Origin of the sequence: Polynucleobacter sp. JS-Mosq-20-D10 (genome assembly GCF_018687755.1) — a bacterium.
In the GTDB taxonomy this organism is placed as follows: Bacteria; Pseudomonadota; Gammaproteobacteria; order Burkholderiales; family Burkholderiaceae; genus Polynucleobacter.
This window is the reverse complement of record NZ_CP061305.1, coordinates 391547-417398: the sequence shown is the minus strand read 5'-3', so window position 1 is coordinate 417398 and position 25852 is coordinate 391547. Positions and strand designations below refer to the sequence as shown.

Below are 25852 nucleotides of genomic sequence, written 5' to 3'. Positions count from 1 at the left end.
GAACTTTTTTACCCCTTTTCTTCGTGCGGATGGGGTATATTTAGTGGCAAATATTTCCTTTCACACCATATATAGTGTTTTTGTAACTTTTTTACTTTTAAGGCATTTTTTGAAGGCTTTCTTCAGGTCCTTTTGTTTAGCTTTACTAATTAAGATATGAAGATCTTAGGTTTTGACCTCACTAAGCTAAGGCCATCGGCTCAAGGGGCTATCCCCGTCTTAGTGTTGCTCGTCTTAATTATGATGCTGGTGCCTTTGCCAGCAATTCTCTTAGACGTTCTGTTTACCTTCAATATTGCTCTATCGATCATCGTCCTTTTTACGGCGATCAATATTAAAACCTTTAAAGACTTTGTTGCCTTTCCGACAGTACTGCTACTAACCACATTACTGCGCCTTTCCCTCAACGTAGCCTCCACCAGAATTGTATTGATGGAAGGCTACAAAGGTACCGATGCTGCTGGAAAAGTAATTGAAGCTTTCGGGGTGTTCTTAATTGGGGGTAATTTTGCCGTTGGTATCGTGATCTTTATCGTGATCACCATCATTAACTTTGTGGTCATCACTAAAGGTTCAGGTCGAGTAGCAGAAGTTTCTGCCCGTTTTGCTTTGGATTCGATGCCTGGTAAACAAATGGCGATTGATGCTGACCTGAATGCTGGCCTGATTCAACAAGAAGAGGCGAAATCTCGGCGCGCTGATGTTGCGCAAGAAGCGGACTTTTTTGGTTCCATGGATGGTGCCTCTAAGTTTGTACGGGGCGATGCTATGGCAGGCATCATGATTTTGGTCATTAACCTCATCGGCGGCTTATTAATTGGGGTTTTGCAACACAACATGGACTTTGGCAAAGCCTTAGCTACATTTGCCTCTCTGACCATTGGTGATGGTCTAGTTGCACAAATACCCGCACTCATTATTTCTACTGCTGCCGGTATTTTAGTGACTCGCGTTGCTACAGAAGATGACTTCTCTGGGCAAGTTTCTAAACAATTCGAAGCTAACAGTAGCGCTTTAGGAGTAGTCGCTGGGGTACTAGCGATATTGGGTGTTTTGCCTGGCATGCCTCACTTTATCTTTTTGGGCTTTGCCACTCTCTTTGGTGGTTTAGCCTACTTGGCCCATCAAAAAATCAATCGCAATGCCAAAGCAGCTGAACTAGCTGCCTCACAACCAGCTGCTGTCAGTGAAGAGTTGGAATGGAAAGATGTTCCGATTGTCGAGCCGCTCTCCTTAGAATTAGCTTATCGACTCATCCCACTCGTTGATAAGGGCGATGAAAGTGATTTGATTAAACGGATTCGGGCGATTCGGCGCAAGTTTGTTACTCAGGTGGGATTCTTAATTCCCTCTGTGCATATTCGCGATAACCTGCAACTGAATGCCGAAACCTATCGTATTTTGCTTTACGGTGCCGAAGTGGGTCGTGGTCAATGCTTACCTGATCGTTTGCTGGCAATTCAGCAAAGCGGCTATGAAAGTCTGTCTGGTCTCGAAGTCAAAGATCCTACTTTTGGCATGCCAGCAGTTTGGATTGAGCGTAATCTGCGGGATGAAGCGATTGCTAAAGGGTACACCGTGGTTGAGCCAGCGGTGGTGATCACCACCCATTTGGATCATTTAATTCATCAGCATGCTGCCGAACTTTTGGGTCGCCAAGAAACACAAGATCTAGTAGATCACTTCAAGATGAGCTATCCCAAGCTGGTAGAAGATGTGATCCCGAAAATTGTCAGTCTTGCCCAGTTACAGCGTCTTTTACAACTATTGCTTGATGAGAGCATTCCGATTAAAGATATGCGTACTATTCTAGAAGTCGCTAGCGAGCATGTCTCCAAGCTCGGTGATCCACTAGAGGTATTACCCCACATCCGCTATGCGCTTAGACGTACCATTGTTCAAGACTCACTTGGTGAAGGTAGTTCATTTCAAGTGCTTGGGATTCAGCCTGAATTCGAACGCTTAATTGAGCAATCAATTGGTCAAGGAGCGATTGCACCAGATGGTCTTATAGAACCCTCGCTCGCTAGGATGTTCGGTGAAGAAGTGATTAGCGGAATTCAAGAATTAGAGAGTCAGAATCTTCCGCCGGTTATTGTCAGCGGTACCCGTACTCGCATGACGCTATCACGCATCGCCAGACAAGTCTGCCCCCAAGCCATTGTTTTAGCCTTAAGTGAGTTACCGCCCACATCCAATCTCGAGTTTTACAAAGTACTTTGTGCCCAAACGGGCAATAACCCTTAAAATATTTACAGCAACCCTATTTGGAGCAACGCCATGGGCCCCCAAAAATTTACAGCCTCTAATTCGGCGGAAGCCTTAAAGCAGATTCGCACCCGAATGGGCCCGGATGCCATGGTGATCTCGACTACGGATATCGACCAAGGTGTAGAGATTATTGCAATTAGCTCCGAAGATCTTGCTTCACTTTCAGATCCCTCAGTGGCTAGCAGTAAAAGTGTGAAAAAACCGGGGGGCTACACACCCAACTATTCATCAGACAGGCCAATTGGACGCAGTAACCTCGGAAGTAGCTTTAGCTCTAGCTTTGATCGTGCCATTGCCCCTCCAAGTGCTCGCAATCCCTTTAGTGCTGATTTGCCTATAGGCACTTTGCGTCGCAATCCCGCTAGACCAGAACGGTCTGATCGCTCTGAGCGATCAGTCAGAGCCCCAGGCTCAGAAACTTTTACACCCACTTCTTTTAATGGCGCTGAACGTATCCGTCGCGGGGATGCAAGCGTCATTAATCCATCGAATAATGACGCTTTCTTTAGTGCTAGCGCGAGCGCTGCTGTCAGCGCTAAAAAGAAACAAGATGCGGCGGCATTTGCAGAAGCAAAAGCAGATGCTAAAGCAGCACTCAATCCGGCTCCGATTGCCAATGAAATCCCAATTTCGAGCGCTACTAGTGCTACGCCCCCAACATTGGCAAGCATCAGCGCCCTATCATTACCTGCGGCAGCGAGCGCTCCAAAAGTAGAGCAATTACTAGCAGAAATTAGTGAAGTGAAGTATTTACTGCAATCGCATGTGGCTGGCAACTTATGGGGCAACATACAACAAGAAAGCTCCCACGTTACGGAGATTGTGAAGCACTTGCTCAATAGTGGCTTTTCTCCGAAATTGTGCGCTCAAATTGCGCGCAATTTGCCAGATGATTTTAATACCCTACAGCTCATTAAAAATGCGCGTGAGCAAGTCAAATGCCTAATCAAAACTTCTCGGGCGTTTGATATCTTTGATCGCGGTGGTGTCTTTGCTTTTATTGGTCCAACTGGTGTGGGTAAAACTACCACTGTTGCCAAGATTGCAGCACGTTGTGTTCTGCGCTATGGCCGTAATCAAGTGGCTCTGCTCACCACCGACACCTACCGAATTGGGGCTCAAGAACAACTCAAGACCTATGCAAAAATCTTAGGCCTGTCTGTTACAGCCCTTCGAGATAGTGAAGATTTAGCAGCCAAGATTAAAGAGTTCTCTAATCGAAAAATTATTTTGTTAGATACCGCAGGTGTGAGCCAGCGAGATACGCTCATGGTTGAGCAATGCCAACTTCTCCAGAATGGATCAGAGCGTGCCAAACGGATTTTGGTGATGAGCTCTACTACGGATTTACGCACTCAAGAAGAGGTGATTAATTTGCATAACCAGGCAATGCAAAATACCCATCACAATAAATTAGACTCTGTCATCATTACCAAAATTGATGAAGCAGCCCACTTAGCACCGGTGATTGATAGTGTCATTCGCCATGATTTGTCGATTCTATTTGTTTCAAATGGTCAGCGAGTGCCAGAAGACTTAAGTCTGCCTGATATTAACTATTTGAGTCATCGTGCGATGGCAATGCGCGCTTTTTCTGAAACGTTTTCCATTACTGATGAACAGGTTCCCGCTATTTTGTCTGATCACCTAGGCGACTGGATTCGCAAAGTGAATTCATGAGCACGGTGGTGGGTGGTAACGATCAAGCTGAGGGCCTGCGCAACATCTTCGGTGCAGAACTGTGTCGCGTTATTTGCATTGCGAGTACCTTAGATGCAGACAGCACTATTCATTTAGGACATGGCACTGCCCAAAGTCTGAAGCAACACAATAACCATGTTCTATTGGTCGATGAAATTCCCCTTGCGCAGCGCAAAACGATGTCTGGATTTTTATATCCCACACGGTATGATTTAGGCCAAGTCTTTAATAACGCAGTACCCCTGGCGCGCAGTATTCGCCAGATTGATGAATACCTTTGGTATGCCACTAGTACCAAGCTGCGATCTGAAGTTGAGCATCGCTTTGCAAAATATCCTCAGCTTGATGCGCGCCTTGTCCAAGAACAGATGGGCATTGACTATGTCATCTTTCCAACGATTGATCCACAAGCACAAATTGTGGCGTTTTATGGCAGCAATATTCAGCGAATTTTAGTCACTGCAGGTGATCAAGCATCGCTTAGCAAAGCCTTAGTCATGTTACGCCAAATGGCCATTTTCCAGGTGGATGAACCATTAGCGGTCATCATCGTTGGGGGAGAGGATGAGGCCGCCGGTACCGCTGCTTTCGAAAAACTGCAAAATGCCGCCAGATCTGCTCTACATGAGGAGATTGAATTTATTGGCTGGATTGCTGCAGTAACGGCTCGGCGGGTTGCATTAGATCCGGATGATCAGAGTTGGAATCCACCAAGCGATGGCCCGCAAGAAGAATTTGTTTTGCCGATGGGCTTTTTTAAGGCAATTTCTGCGAAAATTAGCAGTTAAACATTCAGTAATACACCATTAAACCTGCCTTTATCTGATTAAGCGATCTGTCATTGAAGCCTTCTAGTTATTTTGCATCTCTTGATATTGATGAAGCCATTCGCACTCATTTACCCTTGGTAAAGCGGATTGCCCACCAAATTTGCTCTCGCTTACCTCCTAATGTTGAAGTGGACGACCTCATCCAGGAAGGTTTAACAGGTTTATTAGATGCTTTAAAGCGTTATGAACCTCAGCCAAATCTAGCATTTGAGGCTTATGCTAAAACTCGTATACGGGGTGCTATTTATGACTCCTGCCGTAAAAATGATATTTTGCCGCGTAATCAGCGGGATGAATTGGTTGGGATTGAAAAAGTAACTCGCCGTTTAGAGCAATCCTTAGGACGCCACCCATCGGAAAAAGAAATTGCTCAAGGTGCTGATTTGAGTATTGAGGCATACCACGCCATCATCACAAACATGGTGCATTTAATGCCACTGGATGATTTGTCAGATGATCTCATGCCTTCGGATACTGACGAATCTGACCCGATGCGCTCTGTAGCAATGAGTCAATTCGCAGAGCGGATAGCTCTCATCTTGTCAGGCTTACCTGATAATGAAAAATTAGTGATGGCCCTGCACTATCAAGAAGATCTGTCTTATCGAGAAATTGCCCAGGTCATGAATATAACTCCTGGGCGCATTAGCCAGATTCATACACAAGGCATGATTCGCATTCGGGCAAAACTAAAGACTTAATTGATTAAAAGCCGTTTGCCCTAGACTTTGCGAGAGAGTACGCCACCCACTGATCCTGGCACACCCCCATCACTTCCATATGTTGCGCTTGGAGCTTGCTGAGCAATAAAAGACTGCATCGCTGAGCTGCGTTGCATTGCTAATCGAATCAGGTCACCGTTGATTTGGTGATTGACTGAGGCTTCATCTAGTAATCCTAGTAATTGCGTAGTTTGTGCAGGCTCAAATTGGTACATATCTTGCTTGAGCTTATCAGTGCCACCTGGATAGCTCTGAATGGCATCCAATGCCTGATTAGTACTATCCAATGATTCTGGCAATCGATCCATATCATTAGCCTCTAATGCAGCCCGAAGATCTTCGATGGCGCCCGCAATTTCCTTTAAGAATTTTAATAAATCATCAAAGGACATTGATGGATGCGGTTTTACCATCTTAAGGAAAAATTTCTATGAATAAAAAATTGGGGAGAGAAACTCAGTGAGCACGCAATACGGGCTCTAAAGGCGGGCAAAAAAGATTAAGGCAGAGTTTAAGACTTTAGCTTTGGGGGCGATTTTGTTTTTGCCCAATGGCCGAGACAACGTCTTTTAGCATTGCCTGAGAGATTTTGTTGTAATCAATCTCAAATTGGCCGGTGGCAATCTTATCACGCAGCTTTTTAATCAATAAATCGTCACTTACCTGACTGGTAGAGCTGCTTTGCGCTTCTGCCAGTTTGGTTGCCAGGCCAATATCAAGATTAACCGCTGAGCGGCTAACAGCTGATGCTGGGGTTTGATTTAATGCGGTGTTAGTTGTATTGGCAGTCGAGTTTGAGCCTGGCACAGGTTTAGCTGTTCCAGCATTTGGCGGAATTAGTGGTGCATTCTCGTTAATTTTCATCTCATTCTCCTCAGTGCTACCTAGTCATACTTAGTGGTCGTAATCTAGACCATCTTTAAAACCTCTAACACCATTACTTTACCGCAAATTAGCCATTTATTCCATATTAACGCTAATAATTCCTGGCCTCAATACCTTGCCTTGTAAAACCTGACCGTCCGATAAGCGCACCCTAACCATATCCCCAATCATTCCAGGGGTTTGGGCAATGCCTTCCCCCGAAACCTGAAAATCTTTACCTATCAGTTGAATCCTAACAGGATCTCCTACCTTTATTACGGCAGATTCTTTTAAATCGTTTAGTCCAATTGGCATGCCCATTTGCAAAGATTTACCCAAAATCCGCTCATAAGCCGCCCTAGGGTTTCGCAGTACATCATCTGGCAAGACGGTTAAATCGCCCTCAATTACACGAATATCCCCAATTTCCAGCTTTTGACCAAAAGGCAAGTAACGGCTGGCGACAACATAATCTCCGTAGGCGTGAATATTGACTGGCACATTGATTAACCAAGCTGCTTTAGTACAGCGCAATTGGATCATTGATCTACCCCATAGGCGCGCGCCTGTTGGGGTCAAAATCTCAATGCTACCGCCCAAGCAGGCTGGAATGGTTAGATTAGGCTCGAGCCACTCGGTCTCCACCCGCAAGCCATTGACAGTTGGACTTTTTTGAATAAATCGCTTAATAGCTTGTTCAAGATCTGGGGGTAAAGCAGCATGAATGCTTTGCGACAGCGTACAAAATACCAGCCCTATTAAAAAACGGTTAAACAGAGGCATTATTTGGCAAACCGATCCAAAGCCACCCAAGGGTATACATTATTCATACCATCTAAGGCCATGCCAGCTAACCAATAAGGTCGCGCCACTAATTTTGGAATATTGAGGTGGATATTCATATTCTGAACCCCTAAAAATTCATGGGCATAAATGGAGTAATGCTGATTGCCAACTTGCAGATTAATCATCCTTGAGGGGTGCAAAATCTCGCCCAATGCATCGACCTTACTATCCACTGGTTTATTGAGAGCCTCTTCCCCTAAATATTGAATTGCAGAAATGGCATAGTTTTGCCCGTGCCGTCCAAAAAAGACCATTGGCATTCTTAATAAACTTGATGGGCACGATAAGCGCACTCCTTCATGGTGTATTTCGAGTGAGCCCCCAATTTCAGCCACCATTTTGCCTGCTGCCAAAAGATGTTCCGCCGATAAAGAGATGTGATCTAAATCGATAAAAATCATTAAATCTTGCTGAACTGCAAAAATACTCGGGCAAGGCGGCAAGATGCTAATGATCGTGACTAGTTGTTGCACAATCTCAGGATCGGCATACACCTCATCAATCAAGAGCTCATCTGTCAAATTCTCAAACACATGACGCAATGATTGTTGCCCAGATTTAGTGAGCTCATCTTGCTCACGCCCGAGCAAGAAATCGAGTTCCACACCATTCCAGTTGTCAGTCTTATTGACTAAACTACGCGCCACTTGCATACGATTGAGGTTATGAGCACGATTCAAGGAAAAGTGCTTATCTAAGAAACCCTGACTACCTGAATAATCTAATGAATTTTCGCGCTCTAGAGGACGAGTCAAACCCTCGGGAAAAGAAAATGCTTTGGGCTCAGGAGGAGTAAAGACTACCAGGGATTCCTCTTGTAGGCGCGGCGCAAATAAAGCGCTCAATTCTGCGATAGAAGGTTCTGGCGAAAATTCGGGGATAGTTGGAGCAACTGGAGAAGCAGGCAATTCAGAGATTGGTGCTTTGCTAAAAACCGGTTCATCCTCTTTACTGCTGATAGCCTCAATCGCTTCCTGAGTCATCTCAGAAGCTGCCTCAGCGGGTAGATCTTGCGCTGATACTACCTCAGGATTTTTGGTGATCGGCAAACCATTTTTGATTTGCGATAAGTTGGCGGCAAATAACGCTTTTGCTTGATTGAATTGCTCTAGAGTGTAAGAGATTTCACTGGCTACCGATGGATGCGTAAATGCGACTTCTGACCTCACCAGACTGACTAGATCATCCATTACTAAAAAAGCTTGCGTATGATTTTTCTTAAAGCACTCTGCTAATTCATTAGTCATCTGACTTAAAGTATCTAAGCCAGCACCATCTAGGGCGTTTGCTAAATCCACGCTATGCATAATTAACGGCTCAATCGCCACCGCCGACAATGAACCCTTTTGGGGGGCAGAGGTCTGCAGACCTTCAATCGCCCGATCAATATCGATTAGAAACAGGGGTTTTTCTTCGGCCATATTTGCATTACGCCTTATAGAAGATCGATTGCATTAGATCCTTGCTTCTCGTTTTAATTCAGCAAAAGCTTTATTTAATCCATCAAATTCACCTTGCCATAACTGAAGATCGCGCATTACCTGTTTAGCGTCCATACTCAGAAGCTCAATAGCTTCTAAAGAAATCTGTGGCGCCTGCTCTTCCACAGGCGTCGCTTGCCCTAATGCAGTAGCTAGCGTCGAACGCATTTTCGATACAGTAGCCTCCACTCTCTCCACTAATAAATTAAGCTGTTCTGTTTCAACGGCAAGCTGTTTACTAGAATGGTTATCTAATATCGCTAAGTAAAGACGCACACCCTGCTGCTTTAATGCAGAAAAGGCATCTTGTAGCTGATCTAAAGGCCCGCCTCTGCTAACACTCATCTCTTGGCTATACGGTGAGTTACTGCTTTTATCAGATGCATTGGTACGAATCTGGCCACTCTTCTCATGCAGGGTATCAATAGAATGGCGTAATTTTGAATTGAGCTGCGCAAGTACCTTAAAGTGCGTATCAATTTTATTAATTTTATTTTTTAGATCATCACTTAATTCAGAAATGACATTCATCACGGTTTTCACATTGAGCTGGTCTGCCGACTGCTCAGAATCACTATTTTGTGGACTACCTTTAGTTGTTTTAACATTTGACGCAGTCGCACTAGCACTAGCAAAACCTAAATCGATTGAACTTAATAATTTACCAGCAGCCCTAGTCTGCTTAGATGAGCGTTGTAAATCTAGCGCATTACGCGCAGCGTTCATCAACGCCATATAAGCACCCAGCATAATTCCAAAAGCGGCGATGGCCGAAACTAAAATTAATCCTAGAAATCCACCAGCACCTTTAAAGTCAAAATATTGAATCGATTGGGATTTTTTTTGCGCGGCAAGACGCAAAGACCCATAGTCGTTAGCGAAATCCTTAATTGCCCGCATATTCAAAACATAAGCATTCAGTACTGCTGCACTTTCTTGCGGTAACTTCGAATACCAAGGACTTTGCGGCACCTTAGGCGCTACATCTGTTAGCTTGAGATTGGACTTACCAGCTGTTTTTTTACCGATATCAATTTCTAAAAGCACCTTTTGCTCAAGAACTGCACCAAGTGCTTTTTGCAGATCTAATGTTGTCGCAATATCAGTGACATTTTTTTGCCAAACATTATGTGCCTTGACAAAATTACCTATACTTTCTGCATATTTTTTTACAGCAGACTCAGAGGGTAATTTATCTAACTCTAGCGGTCCTTTAGAGCCAATTAATACTTCACCTGACCTTGCTAAGACAGCTAAATCATTTAAGCTTTTTTCTTGTGCAAGTATTACTCCGATTGACTGCTCAGTATTTTTAGCGCTTACCAGCACCTCTAGGGGGGTAGAAGGTTTTGGGTTTTTCTTGAGCTTTTCATCTGGCTCTGTCTGCTCAGATTTCTCATCGTCATTTTTTTTATCAGACTTCACGGCATATTTCTCAGGCTTACCGAAAACGACTGCCATTACCTTAGAGTCCAACCTTTGAAAAAGAGCGACTACCGGATTATCGGATAGTGGTAACAACGGAGTAGACGATTCCGCTTCCTTAGTCGTGCTGGAATTTTTCATGGCTGGAGCCGCTACTCCACCACTCAAAGACTTCAATGCAGTAGGCTCACTTATCCCCTTGGTCGACACAGCAGATGCTGAATTAGGACTTAACTCAGACTGGTTCTTCAAGTCTGCAGTTGCTGACTTTAAAAAGATCTCAGCTTTTTTTAAGTTCGTAAAAAAAGTGGGGTCTAGGGCGATTGGACCATTTGTTTGTTGCTGCAACTCTTTTAAAAAAGGAATCAAGCGTAAAACTTCAATCTGCTCGCCGTCAATCGATTGTAGATACTTACCTTCGGTTACCCAAGAGCGCGCCGAGAAAAAGGCGCCAACACTGGCAGCCAATACAAGCGCAAACGAGATATAAGATACCCATTGCCAAACAAGAATTGGGCGCTGGGAAAAGATATGGGTATTATTTTTCTGATTCATATAAATGATCTCGACTAGCGATTAAGTGACGGATCGGCATTGTCGGTCTTAAGCGACCCCTACCAAATGATAATCAGCGCCGTTGTGATAAAAGAATGAAGAATCAGGTATCGTCGCAGCATAAAAAGGTCCAACAATATTATTGACCCTAAAACCCAAACCCTCTTGAGGGCCATCTCTCAATACGATGATCCAAGGTGCACTAGACTGTTTTAGGGTCTGTTGCCAATCCACAAAACTATCTCCGCGCTGATCAAAGCGCAGCAATTGAAAATGATTACGCAAACAAATGGGTTCTCCCTTGTAGACTACAACGCCATTAATGCGTAAATCTTTCATACTCTGCTCAGGCTCGGGGTGTAAAAAAACAGCGTGTATGAATTTTGTCGAAATTGCATAACGGCCACCATTAATGCGTAGCCCTAACCAGTAATCTTGCATTTGCAATGTTGTCATGACTTTTTATCCGATACACGACGCTGATACCAGAACACTGCAAGTGACACTGAAAAAATGAATATGCTGCAAACAAAACCAACAAATGCATCACCGATCCCCGTCATATGGGACACATTTCTAGCCTCAATTTTACGTCTTTGAGAAAAGTAAACATCAATATTTTCTAAAACTTTTTTACTATGCCAGGCAACCACATCTTTTGTTTGTAATTTAACTGGGTTTGCACTGTTAGGGTCAATCACGTTTTTAGAAATAGCATTTAAGCGTCTAGAAATTTGCATTAAATCATTAGCCACTTCGGCTCGCCAATCTACTGGAATAGTTGGCAACATCACGCGACGATACTGCTCTGCAAGGCGCTTGGTTTCAACTTCAGTCAGGTAAACGACATCGCCAGGGAGGATAAATCTAATCCCGCAATTACTCCCAGTAATTATCGACCTATCTGCCATACGCATTGCAACTATGAGAGTATCTTTTTTATTTCTCAATAATTTAACGCTGACATCTGGCGAGGACTTTTCGTTCAGTGCAAGATAAAAACCCAGTACAGATTCAATCTTTGCAGTATTCACAGACAAGATTAAATCACCAGGCTTTACTCCAGATATCTCAGAAGGTGAGCCAGGTTCAATTGATTCTACAATTGGCAACTCAACGGTTAGCAATGACGCAGAACGCTTGTTTTCAAACTCAGAAAAATATTGAAAAGTACGATTTACTGCCTCATCTGTATTTACCGGAATAATGGCCTCGTCAACCAATTTTGGAATGTCGCTAGACTTTAAGCGGCGCTGATTTTTATTGAGTCGAACATCGATTTTTTGAGTTGCGACAAAATCCTCTAATGCTGGCATGGCCACTTTAAGCTGCTTTAATTCCGAAGAAGAGTCAGATAAATCGTTTGCAGCCCCAAGCAGTACCAATAAAGAGACCGCAAACAGGAATCCTGAAAAGGCTAGGAACCAAAAATAGATATTTTTTTGTGAGTAAAAAATGTTTTTTTCAGTCACGATGATGATTGACCTTTGCGAGGCTTAGAAGTGACTTTACTGGTAACAAGCTTATCGCTAGCATTATTTAAAATGAAACGCTTTTTTAACATCTCGACTTCACGATGCTCAGCCATTAACTGAACCTCAGTTTTACGCTTATCCATTAATAGGCGGCAACTAGCCAGATCATCTATCCACTCACCGGACTTCATTTCAATAATGGCTGTTTCCAAAATCTCTCTGCCAGTTAATTCATTAGCCTTAATACGCACTACAAATAAGCGAGTGTTATCAACATCTCGTAGAGTTAATTCAACAAAATAGGTTCTCGCAAAGCGATGATTGATAGCGCTAAGCGTATATGGATAATTCTGCAAAGTGAATTGAATAACAGTGCCATCATCTAATGGCATCGGCTCTACCTTGAGCTCTGTAATACCTGCTTTGGCATGCCATTCCAAATCCGTTTGCTGAGCCTCTACGTTTTTTCTAGGGAAAGCCCTGGTCTCAAAATAAATCTGATAGAGGGTTTCAGGAAGATGTCGTTCAAAAGCAAGATTTTTTAAGACGTCAGCTGTTGAAGTAATGCGTAATCGCTCCGCCATTAAATCTAACTTCATGTTTGCAATCTTTTGGTTGATAACCTCTTCAAGCTGATTGGTCTTATTTAAGCTTGTCACCATGACAGGTTCAACTGGGGCGGATGGGCCAGTATTTTTTACCTCATCAACTACTTTGCTATAAAAATCACGAATAAAAAAATACAGTAGTGGAGCGAGCATGATCACACTGAGGATCATGATCAATTTTCCACTGGTAAAATTAGTAAACAAGCTCATGCCTTTAGCTTCATCAAATTAGAGTGCAAACACTGTGCTTATTCACACCAACTAGCTGCCGCATACCAACGATTTAAGCGTCCTTGTACACGGGCATTTTCAATGGCATTTCTAGTAGACTCAAAATCTTTGAGTGCATTCTTGCTAGGGTTGTATAGCTCGCAGCCTGCTCGAATTCGATCAAGCGCCTTACCAGGTCGCACATTGCGGATGATTAAATCGATACCACCTGAGCGAGACTTTTGGCGCTCAAAATATCCTGAATGCCAATAGCGCCCCACTTCAACCTCAGCTGCGCCCAGACGAATATCTAGCAAAATACCATGATCAGAGACATCGGCCACTTTGGCTAATAATTCTTGACCAGCCCCTAGTGAAAGAACGAAATTAAACTGTTCATCACTCGGCCCCAACGTCCTAAACTCTTTGCGACGCTGGATCACAGTGAGTTCTTGCGGAAGAGAACAGGTCAATAAACTACCGTCTTCATGCATTCTAAAATCACTTGAAAGAAACTGCATTTTTGAGTTTTCAGTACAGGCCACAATAATCTGACTGGTCCCAATAACGCTACTGAATCCCTTAGGAGGCTCGGTCTCAGGCTTTAGCACTAGCAATCCTTTGTAGATGTCCAGGACAGTGGCTGCAAACTCTGAACCAGACCCATCAATCGCATACACCCCTGCCAAGGGGGTTTTACTAATTTCACGAAGCATCGTTTTAGCAATAGCTGAATGCTCTATGTGAAATTTAGGATCTATTTTGTCTGCTAATTCGGGGGGGTAGGTAATGATGGGCATATAAATTAAAATTGAATTAAGAATTGCAAACTTGTTTTTGTATGATTGCTAGAGCGCTGTCCTCTGGCACTGGATCATCCGCCAAATTGAAGCCGGTCTCTGTTTGTAAAATCTTTTTACCCAGTGCATTTGGCTCTGAGTATTGAACAGTTGCCAAGGTAGAGAACGTTTTAAACTTACAATTGAACACGATATTGCTGCGAACGGATCCAATGCGTTGCTTCGTGGCCTCATCGATTGTTTGGCGATTGGTAATAATCCATACCTTTTTTGACTCTGGAGGCAATGCCTTAATAGAGCTTTTATAGTAAGCAATGGAATAGTCTTTTTTATCCACCACATTCACCATATCATTTTCGGCCTGAGCCATTGCAATGCTCGACCCAGGAGAGCCTAAAAGCAAAACAAAGATCAAAAAAAGGTGGGGGGAATAAACCATGCTAATAATCCAAATGAATGGATGATTATACGATTTTATGGTCTAAATTGAAGCACTTAAGGTGGTTTTGCTACTTTCAGGGCAATTACTGAATTATTCTGAATTAGCCCTAAACAAACATCAAAATCAAGCCTATTACTGCCCTTCAGGCTTAACCTCTAATGATTCCTCAACAGCAAGAGTCTCTTTGTCGATCACATTCTTGACCCAATAGCGTGCTGCAGCAATATTAGTCGTGTAAAAAGCAATTTTGTTGTTTTTTTCTATGGCGTAAAAGCGATCACCACGTATACGGTGCTCTGTAATGACAGGATTTTCCATAATATGAAATGCTTTATGTAGTCTATTGATAACCTAATACGGCAAATTTATTGCCTTTGCATAGTTCAATTTATACTTGGGTTCAATAAAATGCCCAAAAGCTTCCTTAACCCCTTAATTTATATGGATTTTTTATTATAAATGGTTAGAATGGATGCAAACGATTGAGCACTACTTTTTCAATAGAGAAATAGATCAAATTTAGACAACTGATACGAGCCGAAAGCCCCCCGAAGTCCTCTAATGCAATATTGCATTAGTTCAGCGACGATAGAATTTTCATTAGCGAACCACAAGAAAATATAAAAATGGCTATTTCGCTTAATACTAGAGTTAGTCAGCAGGTCACCCTAACACCTCAACTGCAGCAAACAATTCGGCTATTGCAGTTATCCAATAATGAACTAGAGCAGGAATTAGCAAAGGCCGCTGAAGATAATCCGCTATTGGAATTTGAACCTAATCCAGAAATTGAATTTAATCTCACTCAATCTTCTGAACGGGTTGAGCAGACGCAAAACTCATGGACCTCAAGCAATAGAGCATCTCAGGATGATGACGATGACTGGGCAGAGCGCTATGAACGCATAGCTCATCAACAAACTCTTTTGGAGTATGTCGAGGAGCAAATTCATCTCCTTCATGTAAGCCCCCAAGAGCAGTTGATTATTACCTATCTGGCGGGCTGTCTGGACGACAGAGGCTACCTAATTGATGATCTCGAGTCAATTCATGCTGAGATCAAAAATGAACTTGGTAGTCAAGAATCCAGCACGCTCCATCTAATAGAGTCTGCACTAAAAAAACTACAGTCGCTTGATCCACCCGGCATTGGTGGACGCAATTTAGCAGAGTGTCTCTCCCTGCAAATTGATCGTATTTTGGAAAAGCCCACTCACGATCAACCAGCATGGGAACTAGCCAAATATATTGTGAACTCACATTTGAATAAGGTTGGTTCAAAAGATTGGCTTAAGATCAAACAAGCGAGCAGCAAAACTGAAGCAGAAGTCCTCAAAGCAGTAGAACTCATCCGCAGTTTGCAACATAATCCCGGCGCTTATTTCGACCGTGAAAGCGACCAATGGATTCTGCCTGATGTAGTGGTCAAATCCATTAATAATTCATGGGTTGTCGAATCAAACCCAAATGCTAGGCCACGAATCTCACTCAATAGCGAGTACGCCAAAATACTCAAAGAGAGTGGTCAGGGGAAGGCTGATGGAGTCTTAAAGCAAAAAATTCTAGAGGCAAGTTGGCTTATCAAAAATATTGCTCAAAGAGAAGATACGATTCTCAGAGTTGCAAATGAAATAGTCAAACATCAACAAAAATTTTTTTCCATGGGTGCAATTGGAATGAAGCCACTTGTTCTTCGTGAAATAGCAGAAACATTAGAAATGCATGAATCTACAATTTCGAGAGTGACGACACAAAAATATCTATCCTGTCCGCTAGGTATTTTTGAATTTAAATACTTTTTCAGTAGCCAATTAAATTCTGATAAAGGTGTAGCAATATCCTCGACAGCAATCCAAGAACTGATTAAGCGAATTATTCAAGAAGAGCCTGCAATAAAACCTATTTCCGATAGCAGAATTGCTAAGTTACTGGGCGATCAAGGTTATGAAATTGCCAGGCGAACGGTAGCCAAATACCGAGAAGGGATGCGTATTCCAGCGGTCCATCTTCGAAAAAAATAAACCCTTAAGAATAAAACTTAACGAAATTTTTTCCAGCCTTTTTAGCCAGGTACATTGCTTTATCAGCCCTCTCAACTAAATCCATCGCACCAAGACTCACATCATCCATGATTGCGACACCAACACTTGCACCCACCAGTAGTTGTAATGACTCTTTAGATCCAAGCTGAAGAGGTTGTGAGATTGCTGTTAGCAATCGATTGGCTAATTGACTGACTAAATCTTTGCTTGTGATGGCTTGTAACGCCAAAACAAACTCATCACCACCCCAACGACAGGCTAAATCCTGTGCTCGAATGGACGCAGAGATTCTTCTGCCGATGATTGATATCGCCTCATCTCCAGCGCTATGGCCATACTGATCATTGATTGCTTTAAAGTCATCTAAATCGACAAAGATTATTGCTGTTAAATTATCTTCCTTGAGAGGCTTTGATAAAACATATTTTAGTTTTTCCAAAAAAATAGTGCGCTCCAATAAGCCAGTTAAATGGTCACGCCTGGTTTCTATTCCAAACTCTTCACCATAAATCATCAGATCCAGCACTCGGCGCTGAATAGTTGTTGCATTGGGATCTAGACGGAAATATTTCAATAAATCATGTTGATTTACTGTTTGCACAAACTGCTGTAACTTGACAACTAAGTTTGAAAAATGCTCGGCCGCGTGAATTGAATCATCAGCAGCGGAGCCTACGATGACATTCGAAGTATTCTGCTTCAAGCCTGCTTCTTTCGTATCGACATTCTCAACAACTACTTCTTTATAGCCTCTCTCCATTTGAATCCTCTATTATCAGTGGCCAAGTGTTGCGGCAGAAGTTGGTGATCTGAATACTCACACTAAATGAACCAATATCTAACTTAGTCGCAAACAATCTTCTTGATGTCTGACTCCGTTGTAGTAGGTTCAATTTTCATGACATTGGATTTATTTTTCTCAGAGTAAATCTCATTTAGCTTTTTCGTCTTGGCATCAAAATACATATAAGAAATTAGATAATAAAAGGTACTATTGTCCTTACAATCCAGGGCACCACTTGCGCTGAATAAGTTGAAAGTTTGGCTATTTGGGGCAATTTGATTTTCATTGAAATGTGCGGAAACGGTAAACCAAACATAAGGCCCTTCCGCCTTTCCCCAGCCTGATAATAAATACAGGGTACTTTGAGTATTTTTACTCAATATAGTGTCTTTATCGTTTGCTAACTTTGGTTCTGGTTTTTGTAAATTGGATTTGAGGGCTTGGGGTTCCTGCGAAGATTTAGCAGGAACGATCGTCACCCAAAAGGACATGATTAAAAAGCTGATGACAAACTTGATCATTTCACCCCTGCCTTTTTGAAGCCTTGCCACTTCTCAAAAGCTAGTGGGATAGTTTTGCTATCCTCTAGCCCATAAAAACTTAACTCCCCACTTTTTCTAAGAGCTAGATATACTTTTCCATTGGCAGGCTCAATTACAAAAGCGGCGCTGGATTCCTCGCAATCTGACTTTTTACACCCAGTACCTAGTAATTGACTACCTACATAAATGATGGGCCCACTTTCCTCAAATGCATTTTGAAATGCTTCAATCTCTGCCCCAAGCATATAAGCAAGAATGAATTTTCCATTCGTACGCGTTGTCAATACCGAGGAAGGACTTCCAACCAATAAAGGAGCGTAGGTTGCTAAGTTTTTTCTCAAATCATCAAATTCTATTTCTTGCTCTTTGGCGAGGATTTTTGCTGTTTTTTCTTTCTCATATTCGCCCTTATATTCCCAAACTTTGAAAGAGGTGTAGGCCAAAACGAGGATGATCAATGCATAAAGAATCCACTTGGTGATATTCATCACCAACTTCCTTATTTTTGCAGCAACGGATATTGGTTGTTTGGGCATAGTCCAGGCGATATCGAGTTGATTATCCTGCAAATTGAATTTGCTATTATTAGCGTAACACTATAAAGCAAATCTTTTGAGACCCCTAAAAGAAAGCTGAAAAACACAATGAAGCTCCGGAAACCCCAAGCAAATTCGACTTTTTTCTAATAATCACCTACTATGAAGTCATATTTATCAAATCGATGCCTCACTCCACTCCATGGCCTACGTCAGCAGAAACGATTAGAAAATGCCGAAAATAAATTATCTCTAGTGTCAGGCAAATATGAGTAATCTAGATGAATCTGTTGTTAATGAGCTAAAAGAAGTTAATCAACATCTTTCGACAATCAGCGCTCTTTTACAGCAAAAAGATCAAAAATTGGATGAGAGCTTAAATGTTATCCGGAAAGATCTTTGGAATATTAAAAATATTATTTCTGATGAAATAGCTCATAATAAAAATCTAAAAGATGGTATCGAAAAAACTATCGAAAACACTATAGAAAAAACCCTGCTTAAGTCTATAGCCTATGTATTTGCTGCAGGAATAACTCTGTACATAGTGGGCAGATTTTTTCTATAAATATTTGTAATAAGCTACTCGGATGAAAGAAATCAAACCTCGTCATGACGCCTGATACAACGAATCGCCAAAAAAGCTATGCCCATATTGCAAAACTTTTAGAGTCTGCGAGTAAATCTTATAAAAATGCTGCGCTTGGTTTAGAGCAAGGCGAGAGTGAGGAGCATGTTTACCAGCATATTAAAAAAGCACGCACTACTTTAGAAACAGCATTTCCAGAATTTTTCACCTCACATAAACCGCCTCCTGCTAACAAAATAGTGCCGGAGAAGCGTGATTATTCAATCCTTAAAATAGGCTTGATTGCCGGATTAATCGTCGGCGTCTTATATACATTTGTCGTATATGGCCCAACAGGGGATTTAAGCAAAAGCTGGAAGACCGAGGATTTCCAAAAAAACGTTGCTTATCCAAAGTAACTAGTCTCGTTTTGCTTTCCTGACATATTCGATCTTGACTGAATAATCTGTAGGGCCTGTTAATCGCTGCCAGATTGTGTCCTTCACCATCACTTGATTAACTACCTGATAGCCTACAGAATAAGCACCTTGGGTGGTGAGTAAGTTGGTAGAACAAATGCGCGCCCCATTGCGATGCGACATTTCTGAAATATCATTAAAAGCCAATGTGCGTGAGTCTTGAATCAAAGCTTCGTTATTTCGAATCTCTTGGTTTAACAATATTTGTATGTATTCGTCCTTACATTCAGGCAAATCCCGAGTGTAGTAGCTGTAAAAAAGTCCCCCTGAAGCCACCAATAAAACAAAGAGGCCTAGAAGGAGGGGGGTTTTCATTGGAACAGGCATTCCCTTATATCAACACTTCAAGGTTATGAAAGCGCTTGTTGGCTACAGATAATCGATCCAACGGTCACATTGAATTTGAATATCACTCTGCTTTAGCCAATAGAACAACATTGCTCGGCATCTCTTCATTGCTTAAAGAGAGATTTTTTTGCTCAGCAGCATCCGGTAATAAACACCTGAGATTACCGTTGACCTTGGCGTCTGGGTGCACATTAATCTGCGCATAAGTAACATCTCCAATCACTACAGCTCCGGGATAAATTTCAACTCGTCCTTTTGCAAAAACCGAACCCTCGATTCTTCCAATAATGATCGCATGTGGGCTATAAATGTTTCCCAATAAGAATCCGGTTGATCCGATTACAGCGGTATGACCATTACCAGAGCCCTCTTCCTCAGTCTGGGAAATGTCGCCAATTAAATGGCCTAACAAAAGCATATTTCCACTATGAATAAAGTCACCCTTCATAATGGAGCCGGCTCCAACTGTAGTTAAATACGTCAGTTGAGAATCTGTATTGGGATTACTTTTTTTAGAAAATTCAAACATTTGAACACCTCAATTTTGCTTCTTTTTATCTTATGGGTATTTTATAAGGAAACTTCCAGTAATTTAATCTGTTTTGTGCCTGCGTTTGGTGCACGAACTCTCCAACCCTGAAAATACATTTCAACGCTATCCAAGTCCTGAGTAATCACCACAAATGGGGATGTACCCCGAAATGCATAAGAGGCGTTTGACTCTAGATTAACAACTGTTTGCTTCCCAGAATTATCTACAACACAAATAGCTTGCTTAATCAGAGATTTGATATTCACAATATCCCCCTTCTTGGAAGGATTAGGCGATTGATAGCTGGGTAATTGCGCCTCCTGTTTATATGGGCATTGTTCACTAGGAGTGGTTTGAAGCGCTTGAGCTGGCTGAGTTTCTGGCGATTTAATCGTAGCATCAGAACTCTCAGACTTTAGAGCTAAGTCTTGATCAACTTTTGAATCCTGAGCATCATTAGCTACTTCGGCTTGCTGCGGGGGGTTCACTATCCCAATAGCTAAATTGATGATGTTGAACCGATCATTTAGTCCATAAATAGCGCCCGTCAGCACTAAAAAACTCAACAGGATTGTCATCACTCTGATTGTTACGACACCAGCCCCGGAAGCGCCCAACTCAAACCCCTGTTTTCTATTAAGCTGATTTAGCGGCTCATCCAAATTCAGAACCTGAGGATTTGCGAGCTCTGCGGATGATATGGTCTCGTTTCTGAGCGGGGGATTCTTTGGGCCTGAATCAGTTCCGACTACCTCATGTTTTTTAGAGGCGAAAATCTCTTGGACTTCACCTGGCTCAATTGAAGTTTCTTCAATCGATTCTGTGGCGCTGGGATCTATCAGATAAGATGATTCATCCAACCCCAAGACTCTACCAACTCGCTTTGCTGTGGCAATCTTTAGTTCAAATGTGTAGAAAGAGCCCATACCACCCTCTTCCAACTCCAAAATCATTTTGGTGGACAAACAACATGAGTTGGCAAACTCTGCTCGGGCTAGATTTTTTTTCTCTCTAGCCTCTTTTAATACTGAGCCAATAATTTCTAGTTGTGCATGGTGCTGGTGAGGCCGCATTAATGTAAAGCCCTTAAATTATTGCACTGCACATATCATCTTGAAAATCCAAGAAATCTCATATTCTTAGGGAAAACAGCATTACTTTTAATAATTAGGATGGTATCAAATTATCATTACATATGCTAATTAAAAGGAATAAATGCAAATGCATCCTAATGCTAGAATCGCTTCATATCAATTTAAAGGTTAAAAATGCAGTTAATTTGGATCTCTGGGTCTACTTCATCCATGAAGCAGATAAAAATAACCCGTAAAACCGTTATTAAGATTGCGCTTTTATCCTTTAGCGTATTTATTCTGATTGGCATGAGTATCCATTTTTTTGGCTTTAGGGTAGCAATCCGCTTCAACCCCGAAATGGCAAAACAAATGGGGGGAGTCATTTCCCGCAAGGAGATGGATGATTTAGAACTCATTTACCAGCAGAGAATCCAGACATTTCAGACACAGCTCCCCATCATTGAGAGCAAAATCCTTACTCTGAAGAATTTAAAGGATCAGTTTGCGGAACTATCCATCCCTACAAGCGCCAAGGATTAATCTGTAGTTTGATAGTTCACTCAGCGGCACACCCCTCTGAGCTTTTCCTAAGTTGTTAGTATTGTTATATTATTAGCACGTACTCACTTATTCAGGAAATATCATGGCTGATAACAATCCCAGAGGATCACTTTTCGTAGGCGAAGGGGTCATTGTCAGAGGCACCTTTGAGGTACCAGAAATGGCAGTGGTTGCAGGCCTTGTAGAGGGTGAATTGAACACCAAAGAAGTCTTGGTTGACACCTCAGGAATTGTTAATGGCAGAATCAACGCGGAAGTTGTCGAAGTTCGTGGTGAAGTTACTCAAGGCCTCAATGTCACGAATCATTTGAACGTTCGATCCAGTGCAAAAATTACTGGTCTTACACAATATGCTGAAATGAGTGTAGAAAAAGGAGCAAAGCTGAGTGGCGAGCTACGCTTAATTGATGCCCCCACATCCTCAGCCAAACACTCTTTTACTGAAACTGACATTCAGCCAAAAGATGAGATTAGCGATATCGAATAAATATAGGCTCATTTCATATTCTGAGCCTGCATTAACAAATTATTGACTTTTAATTTTGTTCCAATTTGCCTGAAAAATTGCAGTTGAATCGGTTGCACCCTCTGGTTCTTCGCTACTTTTGGAAATCATCAAACCGTTTAACTTGGCACCATGTTCAATTCCTAACTGGCCATAAGTAATATCTCCACGCACTTCCGCCCCCTCATGTAACTCCACGCGCTCAGTAGCATAAATATTACCCTCTACTCGTCCCGCAACTAGCACTCTATAGGCATTGATATCGCCTTGCACCATGCCAGTGCGTCCAAGAGCAATGCTCACGTTTTTTCCTTGGCGTGATTCTATATTCCCAACCACGCGACCATCAATGCGTAAACTTTCATTTGCAACAATTCGCCCATGAACCTCGGTAGCTGGCCCCACTATTGTTTCAAAGGATTCCATTGTGGGTTGTAAAAACTTAATAGACTGTGATTTTTTGAAGACCATTGTTCATTCCTTTAACCATCATGCAATTACGCAATAAGCTACTTACTGCAATACTCCTGCCGGACGACTATTCTATCTTCATCTAGACTATCTTTTGAGAATTTAAATAATAATCTTATGGATTATTAGGATGGATAGGTGGGCAATAGTGAGTATCTACTAACTAGATTTTAGATTGGTGCGCCATTTGTAGTAACTCAGCCAAATGCTTGACCTTGCGTCCAGTCTCTTGCTCAATCTGCTCCCTACAACTAAAACCATTGGTCAGAATGATGGTCTCTGGCTCGGCAGCTCGGATTGCTGGCAGCAAAACGAGCTCGCCAACTGCTTTGGATATCCCGACATGCTCGGGATTAAATCCAAATGAACCTGCCATACCGCAGCAACCACTATCAATGAAATTTGCCTTAGCACCCAAAGCAGCCAATAGGGCTACATCACCCTTAGTACCAAATAGTGATTTCTGATGGCAATGTGAGTGGACCAAGACATTGCAGTCTAGTGGTGGCGGGGTATAGCCTTGCTCATGCAAGAAATCCCCCAACAAATAACTACTGGATGACAACAGGATTGCCCTTGGATCATTCGGGAAGAACTTCAGTAATTCATCTTTAAATACAGACATACAACCTGGCTCAAGGCCGACGACTGCAATAGGCGAATTCGGCTCTGCATTAATCTGATCCCCAATAGCATCCAGAATTTGCTCTAACTTCTGCTTAGCAAGATCTAGATAGCCGAAGTCATATAAAGGACGGCCGCAGCATAGCGGTGTTTTTGGTAACGTCGCTTCAAAGCCTGCATGAGCAAGCACCTCGACTGCTGCATTTGCAACCTCTGGATGAAAATGTTCGCAAAATGTATCTACCCAAAGAATGACCTTCTTCTGACCAATGCTGGCATTCTTTGATGGCCTAAATTGCTTTCTAAAGGACTGGCTCGCAAACTTGGGCAGACTACGCTCTTGCGCTACACCACCTACCCATTTAGCGAGAGTAGAGATCACAGGCGTTTGCATGACGCCATTCATCAGCCAAGAGAATTTGCTTGCCAATGGCGCCCAGTCGCCAATGCGCCCCATGGTCAAGGCTTGACGAGGCCTACTATTGGTCTCGTGATAATGGGACAAGAACTCGGCCTTATAAGAAGCCATGTCAACGTGAGCTGGACAGTCACTCTTGCAGCCCTTACAGGAGAGGCAGGTATCTAGAGCTTCTTTAAGCTCCTGACTTTCCCAGCCATCTTGAATAACTTCGCCCTGGATCATTTCCCAAAAGAGTCGTGAACGCCCACGGGTGGAAAAACGCTCTTCTTTTGTAGCCCGATAACTTGGGCACATCGTGCCAACTTTTTCACTGCGGCACTTCCCCATACCAACACAACGTTCAACTGCTCTCTGGAAGCCATTACCCTCTTGACTCAAGAAATTCAGACGCGTCTTGATATTGACGATTTTGTATTCTGGTCCCATGCGCAGATTCTCATCTACGCGGTAAGGGTGAACCACTTTGCCAGGATTGAGTTTATTTTGAGGATCCCAGATACGCTTGAACTCATGCATCGCACCCATCAACTCTTCACCAAACATGATGGGGAGGAATTCTGCTCTAGCCTGACCGTCACCATGCTCGCCCGTGAGCGAACCACCAAATTCAACCACTAAGGTTGCCGCATCACGAATAAAAGATCTAAATTTAGCAACACCTTCTGCAGATCGAAAGTTAAAGGTAATGCGCGCATGAATACACCCATCACCAAAGTGTCCATAGAGCGAAGTTTCATACTCGTAAGAGTCTACTAATTTTTGGAAAGCTCGCAGATACTCTCCCAAGCGCGCTGGATCAACCGCAGCATCTTCCCACCCCACTACCGGATCAGGAGAATTTGGGTCAATGGATAAATGGGTGGCAGATGCACCATTTTCACGAATCGACCAAATACGCTTTTGTACTAATGGATCAGACTCTAACCAGGTCGATGGCCTAGGACCCTTAGTTCTTACCTTGAAATACTCCTCGGCTTTTTTGGCCTGAGCAATTGCGCCCTCAATAGTATCGTCACCGAACTCCACAACTACCCAAGCATTGCCAGCCGGCAATAAGTCGATCTCCGCCTTTGCTAAATTACGATCTTGCAAGCCGCGGATGATTTTGTAATCCAGACCTTCGATTGCAATGGGATTAAAAGATTGGTACTCAGGTACAGCATCGCCTGCTACATAAATATCATCAAAGCCAAGCACTAGAACCACACGCTTGGCGGGACTCTTCACCAATCTCACTTTAGCAGCGAGCGTTAATGCACAGGTCCCCTCAGTTCCGACCAAAGCCTTCGCAACGTTAAATCCATTTTCCGGTAAGAGCTGATCCAAGTTGTAACCAGAGACGCGACGCTTAATGTTCGGGAAGCGCGCACGAATGAGATCTGCATAGCGTTCACGCAAGGTCAGCAAGTCTTGATAAATCTGACCTTTGCGTCCACCAGCAGCAATGATGTCTTGTAACTCTTGATCGGATGTTGGGCCAACCCAAAAACGTTCGCCATCGTAAGTCAGAATTTCTAAAGCTTCAGTATTTTCCAGCGTCTTGCCGGCCATCACCGAATGGGCGCCACAAGAGTTATTAGCCACCATACCGCCTAATGTACAACGGCTGTGCGTAGAAGGATCTGGCGCAAAAGTTAAACCGTGCAATTCAGCAGCATCACGCAGTGAATCACAGATGACTCCAGGTTCAACAACAGCATTACCAGCTACTGGATCTAAAGCAAGAATATGGTTGCAATACTTTGAGATATCAAAGACCACGGCATTGTTGACCGTCTGGCCATTCATAGAAGTACCGGCGCCACGCATGAGTACCGGGGCCTTATTGCGATGACAAATCTCGATACCCTTGACAAATTCTTCGGTATTTTTCGGGGTCACAACCCCAATCGGGATTTGTCGATAATTAGAAGCTTCTGACGCATAAACCGCCTGATGAGCCGTATCGAAATGAACGGAGCTTCCAAGAGCTGCTGTGAGCTCAACGTTGAGCTGCTCCCACTGAGAAATACCACCCATATTCAATCCTTGTTAGATACGATGAACCCATTAAGGGCATTGAGCATTTTATCAACTCCCAGCAATTTCTGTGCAAGCCGCTTGATTGACAAAAGCCCCTTTGCAAGCAAGAAT

Annotated in this window: 28 protein-coding genes; 9 read left to right on the top strand and 19 right to left on the bottom strand. The window is 42.8% G+C overall.

Features of this window, described 5'->3' with window-relative positions; all coding sequences use genetic code 11:
* Positions 1–156 precede the first annotated feature (156 nt).
* From flhA to FD967_RS02190, 4 genes are read left to right on the top strand one after another with little or no spacing between them, the layout of a single operon-like run.
* A complete protein-coding gene (gene flhA / locus FD967_RS02205; protein WP_215326475.1) occupies positions 157–2247 on the top strand; it encodes a flagellar biosynthesis protein FlhA in 2091 nt (696 codons plus the stop codon).
* A 33-nt stretch (positions 2248–2280) separates the two neighbouring features.
* Entirely contained in the window at positions 2281–3951 is a 1671-nt protein-coding gene (gene flhF / locus FD967_RS02200; RefSeq protein ID WP_215326474.1) for a flagellar biosynthesis protein FlhF, read from the top strand.
* Positions 3948–4760, top strand: coding sequence for a hypothetical protein (locus FD967_RS02195; RefSeq protein WP_215326472.1), 813 nt, complete (start codon positions 3948–3950; stop codon positions 4758–4760). The genes flhF and FD967_RS02195 overlap by 4 nt, the downstream gene beginning before the upstream one ends.
* Before the next feature lie 53 nt (positions 4761–4813).
* Positions 4814–5503, top strand: coding sequence for a FliA/WhiG family RNA polymerase sigma factor (locus FD967_RS02190; protein WP_215326471.1), 690 nt, complete (start codon positions 4814–4816; stop codon positions 5501–5503).
* Between the two features lie 20 nt (positions 5504–5523).
* On the opposite strand, the gene FD967_RS02185 is transcribed toward FD967_RS02190, so the two are convergent.
* The 11 genes from FD967_RS02185 to FD967_RS02135 all read right to left on the bottom strand — a co-directional run bounded on the left by FD967_RS02185 (position 5524) and on the right by FD967_RS02135 (position 14548).
* The gene (locus FD967_RS02185; RefSeq protein WP_215326470.1) at positions 5524–5937 is read right to left on the bottom strand and encodes a hypothetical protein; all 414 of its coding nucleotides are present in this window, start codon (positions 5935–5937) and stop codon (positions 5524–5526) included.
* Positions 5938–6043: 106 nt separating this feature from the next.
* On the bottom strand, positions 6044–6388 hold the full coding sequence (locus FD967_RS02180; RefSeq protein ID WP_215326469.1) for a flagellar biosynthesis anti-sigma factor FlgM: 345 nt from the start codon (positions 6386–6388) through the stop codon (positions 6044–6046).
* A 96-nt stretch (positions 6389–6484) separates the two neighbouring features.
* A complete protein-coding gene (flgA, locus tag FD967_RS02175; RefSeq protein ID WP_215326468.1) occupies positions 6485–7171 on the bottom strand; it encodes a flagellar basal body P-ring formation chaperone FlgA in 687 nt (228 codons plus the stop codon).
* On the bottom strand, positions 7171–8655 hold the full coding sequence (locus FD967_RS02170) for a hypothetical protein (RefSeq protein ID WP_215326467.1): 1485 nt from the start codon (positions 8653–8655) through the stop codon (positions 7171–7173). Before FD967_RS02170 ends, flgA begins: the two co-directional genes overlap by 1 nt.
* 33 nt (positions 8656–8688) lie before the next feature.
* Positions 8689–10695, bottom strand: coding sequence for a hypothetical protein (locus FD967_RS02165; RefSeq protein WP_215326466.1), 2007 nt, complete (start codon positions 10693–10695; stop codon positions 8689–8691).
* Between the two features lie 48 nt (positions 10696–10743).
* Positions 10744–11151 carry a hypothetical protein gene (locus FD967_RS02160; RefSeq protein ID WP_215326465.1) on the bottom strand — a complete coding sequence of 136 codons (408 nt, stop codon included), beginning with the start codon at positions 11149–11151 and terminating at the stop codon, positions 10744–10746.
* Complete coding sequence (locus tag FD967_RS02155) at positions 11148–12167, bottom strand: PDZ domain-containing protein (RefSeq protein WP_215326463.1); 1020 nt, start codon at positions 12165–12167, stop codon at positions 11148–11150. The genes FD967_RS02160 and FD967_RS02155 overlap by 4 nt, the downstream gene beginning before the upstream one ends.
* Positions 12164–12988 carry a hypothetical protein gene (locus tag FD967_RS02150; RefSeq protein ID WP_215326461.1) on the bottom strand — a complete coding sequence of 275 codons (825 nt, stop codon included), beginning with the start codon at positions 12986–12988 and terminating at the stop codon, positions 12164–12166. The genes FD967_RS02155 and FD967_RS02150 overlap by 4 nt, the downstream gene beginning before the upstream one ends.
* 38 nt (positions 12989–13026) lie before the next feature.
* On the bottom strand, positions 13027–13704 hold the full coding sequence (locus tag FD967_RS02145) for a hypothetical protein (protein ID WP_215326460.1): 678 nt from the start codon (positions 13702–13704) through the stop codon (positions 13027–13029).
* A 100-nt stretch (positions 13705–13804) separates the two neighbouring features.
* Positions 13805–14158, bottom strand: a complete 354-nt coding sequence (locus FD967_RS02140) for a surface-adhesin E family protein (protein ID WP_215326459.1) — start codon at positions 14156–14158, stop codon at positions 13805–13807.
* 204 nt (positions 14159–14362) lie between these two features.
* Entirely contained in the window at positions 14363–14548 is a 186-nt protein-coding gene (locus tag FD967_RS02135) for a hypothetical protein (protein ID WP_215326458.1), read from the bottom strand.
* Positions 14549–14856: 308 nt separating this feature from the next.
* Here FD967_RS02135 and rpoN point away from each other — a divergent pair, with 308 nt between their 5' ends.
* Complete coding sequence (gene rpoN / locus FD967_RS02130) at positions 14857–16251, top strand: RNA polymerase factor sigma-54 (protein ID WP_215326457.1); 1395 nt, start codon at positions 14857–14859, stop codon at positions 16249–16251.
* A gap of 4 nt (positions 16252–16255) precedes the next feature.
* Here the strand turns inward: rpoN and FD967_RS02125 are convergent, their stop codons facing one another.
* The 3 genes from FD967_RS02125 to FD967_RS02115 all read right to left on the bottom strand — a co-directional run bounded on the left by FD967_RS02125 (position 16256) and on the right by FD967_RS02115 (position 18167).
* On the bottom strand, positions 16256–17032 hold the full coding sequence (locus FD967_RS02125; protein ID WP_215326456.1) for a GGDEF domain-containing protein: 777 nt from the start codon (positions 17030–17032) through the stop codon (positions 16256–16258).
* An 83-nt stretch (positions 17033–17115) separates the two neighbouring features.
* Positions 17116–17577 (bottom strand): surface-adhesin E family protein, encoded by a 462-nt coding sequence (locus FD967_RS02120; protein WP_215326455.1) that lies wholly within the window; start codon positions 17575–17577, stop codon positions 17116–17118.
* Positions 17574–18167 (bottom strand): hypothetical protein, encoded by a 594-nt coding sequence (locus FD967_RS02115; protein ID WP_215326454.1) that lies wholly within the window; start codon positions 18165–18167, stop codon positions 17574–17576. The genes FD967_RS02120 and FD967_RS02115 overlap by 4 nt, the downstream gene beginning before the upstream one ends.
* Positions 18168–18402: 235 nt before the next feature.
* Between FD967_RS02115 and FD967_RS02110 the strand changes: the two genes are divergently transcribed.
* Positions 18403–18702: a hypothetical protein gene (locus FD967_RS02110; RefSeq protein WP_215326452.1), complete on the top strand. Its 300-nt coding sequence runs from the start codon at positions 18403–18405 to the stop codon at positions 18700–18702.
* Between the two features lie 44 nt (positions 18703–18746).
* A complete protein-coding gene (locus FD967_RS02105; protein WP_215326451.1) occupies positions 18747–19121 on the top strand; it encodes a hypothetical protein in 375 nt (124 codons plus the stop codon).
* Here FD967_RS02105 and FD967_RS02100 read toward each other — a convergent pair whose 3' ends face one another.
* From FD967_RS02100 to FD967_RS02090, 3 genes are all read right to left on the bottom strand, one after another.
* Positions 19122–19496 (bottom strand): hypothetical protein, encoded by a 375-nt coding sequence (locus FD967_RS02100; protein WP_215326450.1) that lies wholly within the window; start codon positions 19494–19496, stop codon positions 19122–19124.
* A 94-nt stretch (positions 19497–19590) separates the two neighbouring features.
* Positions 19591–20058, bottom strand: a complete 468-nt coding sequence (locus FD967_RS02095; RefSeq protein ID WP_215326449.1) for a polymer-forming cytoskeletal protein — start codon at positions 20056–20058, stop codon at positions 19591–19593.
* Positions 20059–20099: 41 nt separating this feature from the next.
* Positions 20100–21134, bottom strand: coding sequence for a RodZ family helix-turn-helix domain-containing protein (locus FD967_RS02090; protein ID WP_215326448.1), 1035 nt, complete (start codon positions 21132–21134; stop codon positions 20100–20102).
* 231 nt (positions 21135–21365) lie between these two features.
* Here FD967_RS02090 and FD967_RS02085 point away from each other — a divergent pair, with 231 nt between their 5' ends.
* Both FD967_RS02085 and FD967_RS02080 read left to right on the top strand, forming a co-directional pair.
* Positions 21366–21677: a hypothetical protein gene (locus FD967_RS02085; RefSeq protein WP_215326447.1), complete on the top strand. Its 312-nt coding sequence runs from the start codon at positions 21366–21368 to the stop codon at positions 21675–21677.
* A 103-nt stretch (positions 21678–21780) separates the two neighbouring features.
* A complete protein-coding gene (locus tag FD967_RS02080) occupies positions 21781–22185 on the top strand; it encodes a polymer-forming cytoskeletal protein (RefSeq protein ID WP_215326446.1) in 405 nt (134 codons plus the stop codon).
* A 39-nt stretch (positions 22186–22224) separates the two neighbouring features.
* On the opposite strand, the gene FD967_RS02075 is transcribed toward FD967_RS02080, so the two are convergent.
* Together FD967_RS02075 and FD967_RS02070 are read right to left on the bottom strand one after the other, a co-directional pair.
* Positions 22225–22674 (bottom strand): polymer-forming cytoskeletal protein, encoded by a 450-nt coding sequence (locus FD967_RS02075; protein WP_215326445.1) that lies wholly within the window; start codon positions 22672–22674, stop codon positions 22225–22227.
* Between the two features lie 163 nt (positions 22675–22837).
* Positions 22838–25738, bottom strand: a complete 2901-nt coding sequence (locus FD967_RS02070) for an FAD-binding and (Fe-S)-binding domain-containing protein (RefSeq protein ID WP_215326444.1) — start codon at positions 25736–25738, stop codon at positions 22838–22840.
* Positions 25739–25852 lie beyond the last annotated feature (114 nt).

Bases quoted from the DNA above. Each gene is read 5' to 3' on its own strand.
- flhF (WP_215326474.1), top strand. From the start codon at position 2,281: ATGGGCCCCCAAAAATTTACAGCCTCTAATTCGGCGGAAGCCTTAAAG.
- FD967_RS02120 (WP_215326455.1), bottom strand. From the start codon at position 17,577: ATGATCAAGTTTGTCATCAGCTTTTTAATCATGTCCTTTTGGGTGACG.
- FD967_RS02195 (WP_215326472.1), top strand. From the start codon at position 3,948: ATGAGCACGGTGGTGGGTGGTAACGATCAAGCTGAGGGCCTGCGCAAC.
- FD967_RS02085 (WP_215326447.1), top strand. From the start codon at position 21,366: ATGAAGCAGATAAAAATAACCCGTAAAACCGTTATTAAGATTGCGCTT.
- FD967_RS02180 (WP_215326469.1), bottom strand. From the start codon at position 6,388: ATGAAAATTAACGAGAATGCACCACTAATTCCGCCAAATGCTGGAACA.
- FD967_RS02160 (WP_215326465.1), bottom strand. From the start codon at position 11,151: ATGACAACATTGCAAATGCAAGATTACTGGTTAGGGCTACGCATTAAT.
- FD967_RS02090 (WP_215326448.1), bottom strand. From the start codon at position 21,134: ATGCGGCCTCACCAGCACCATGCACAACTAGAAATTATTGGCTCAGTA.
- flgA (WP_215326468.1), bottom strand. From the start codon at position 7,171: ATGCCTCTGTTTAACCGTTTTTTAATAGGGCTGGTATTTTGTACGCTG.
- FD967_RS02135 (WP_215326458.1), bottom strand. From the start codon at position 14,548: ATGGAAAATCCTGTCATTACAGAGCACCGTATACGTGGTGATCGCTTT.
- FD967_RS02145 (WP_215326460.1), bottom strand. From the start codon at position 13,704: ATGCTTCGTGAAATTAGTAAAACCCCCTTGGCAGGGGTGTATGCGATT.
- FD967_RS02140 (WP_215326459.1), bottom strand. From the start codon at position 14,158: ATGGCTCAGGCCGAAAATGATATGGTGAATGTGGTGGATAAAAAAGAC.
- FD967_RS02185 (WP_215326470.1), bottom strand. From the start codon at position 5,937: ATGGTAAAACCGCATCCATCAATGTCCTTTGATGATTTATTAAAATTC.
- FD967_RS02105 (WP_215326451.1), top strand. From the start codon at position 18,747: ATGACGCCTGATACAACGAATCGCCAAAAAAGCTATGCCCATATTGCA.
- FD967_RS02070 (WP_215326444.1), bottom strand. From the start codon at position 25,738: ATGGGTGGTATTTCTCAGTGGGAGCAGCTCAACGTTGAGCTCACAGCA.
- FD967_RS02075 (WP_215326445.1), bottom strand. From the start codon at position 22,674: ATGGTCTTCAAAAAATCACAGTCTATTAAGTTTTTACAACCCACAATG.
- FD967_RS02100 (WP_215326450.1), bottom strand. From the start codon at position 19,496: ATGAAAACCCCCCTCCTTCTAGGCCTCTTTGTTTTATTGGTGGCTTCA.
- FD967_RS02110 (WP_215326452.1), top strand. From the start codon at position 18,403: ATGAGTAATCTAGATGAATCTGTTGTTAATGAGCTAAAAGAAGTTAAT.
- FD967_RS02165 (WP_215326466.1), bottom strand. From the start codon at position 10,695: ATGAATCAGAAAAATAATACCCATATCTTTTCCCAGCGCCCAATTCTT.
- FD967_RS02170 (WP_215326467.1), bottom strand. From the start codon at position 8,655: ATGGCCGAAGAAAAACCCCTGTTTCTAATCGATATTGATCGGGCGATT.
- FD967_RS02080 (WP_215326446.1), top strand. From the start codon at position 21,781: ATGGCTGATAACAATCCCAGAGGATCACTTTTCGTAGGCGAAGGGGTC.
- FD967_RS02095 (WP_215326449.1), bottom strand. From the start codon at position 20,058: ATGTTTGAATTTTCTAAAAAAAGTAATCCCAATACAGATTCTCAACTG.
- rpoN (WP_215326457.1), top strand. From the start codon at position 14,857: ATGGCTATTTCGCTTAATACTAGAGTTAGTCAGCAGGTCACCCTAACA.
- FD967_RS02150 (WP_215326461.1), bottom strand. From the start codon at position 12,988: ATGAGCTTGTTTACTAATTTTACCAGTGGAAAATTGATCATGATCCTC.
- flhA (WP_215326475.1), top strand. From the start codon at position 157: ATGAAGATCTTAGGTTTTGACCTCACTAAGCTAAGGCCATCGGCTCAA.
- FD967_RS02125 (WP_215326456.1), bottom strand. From the start codon at position 17,032: ATGGAGAGAGGCTATAAAGAAGTAGTTGTTGAGAATGTCGATACGAAA.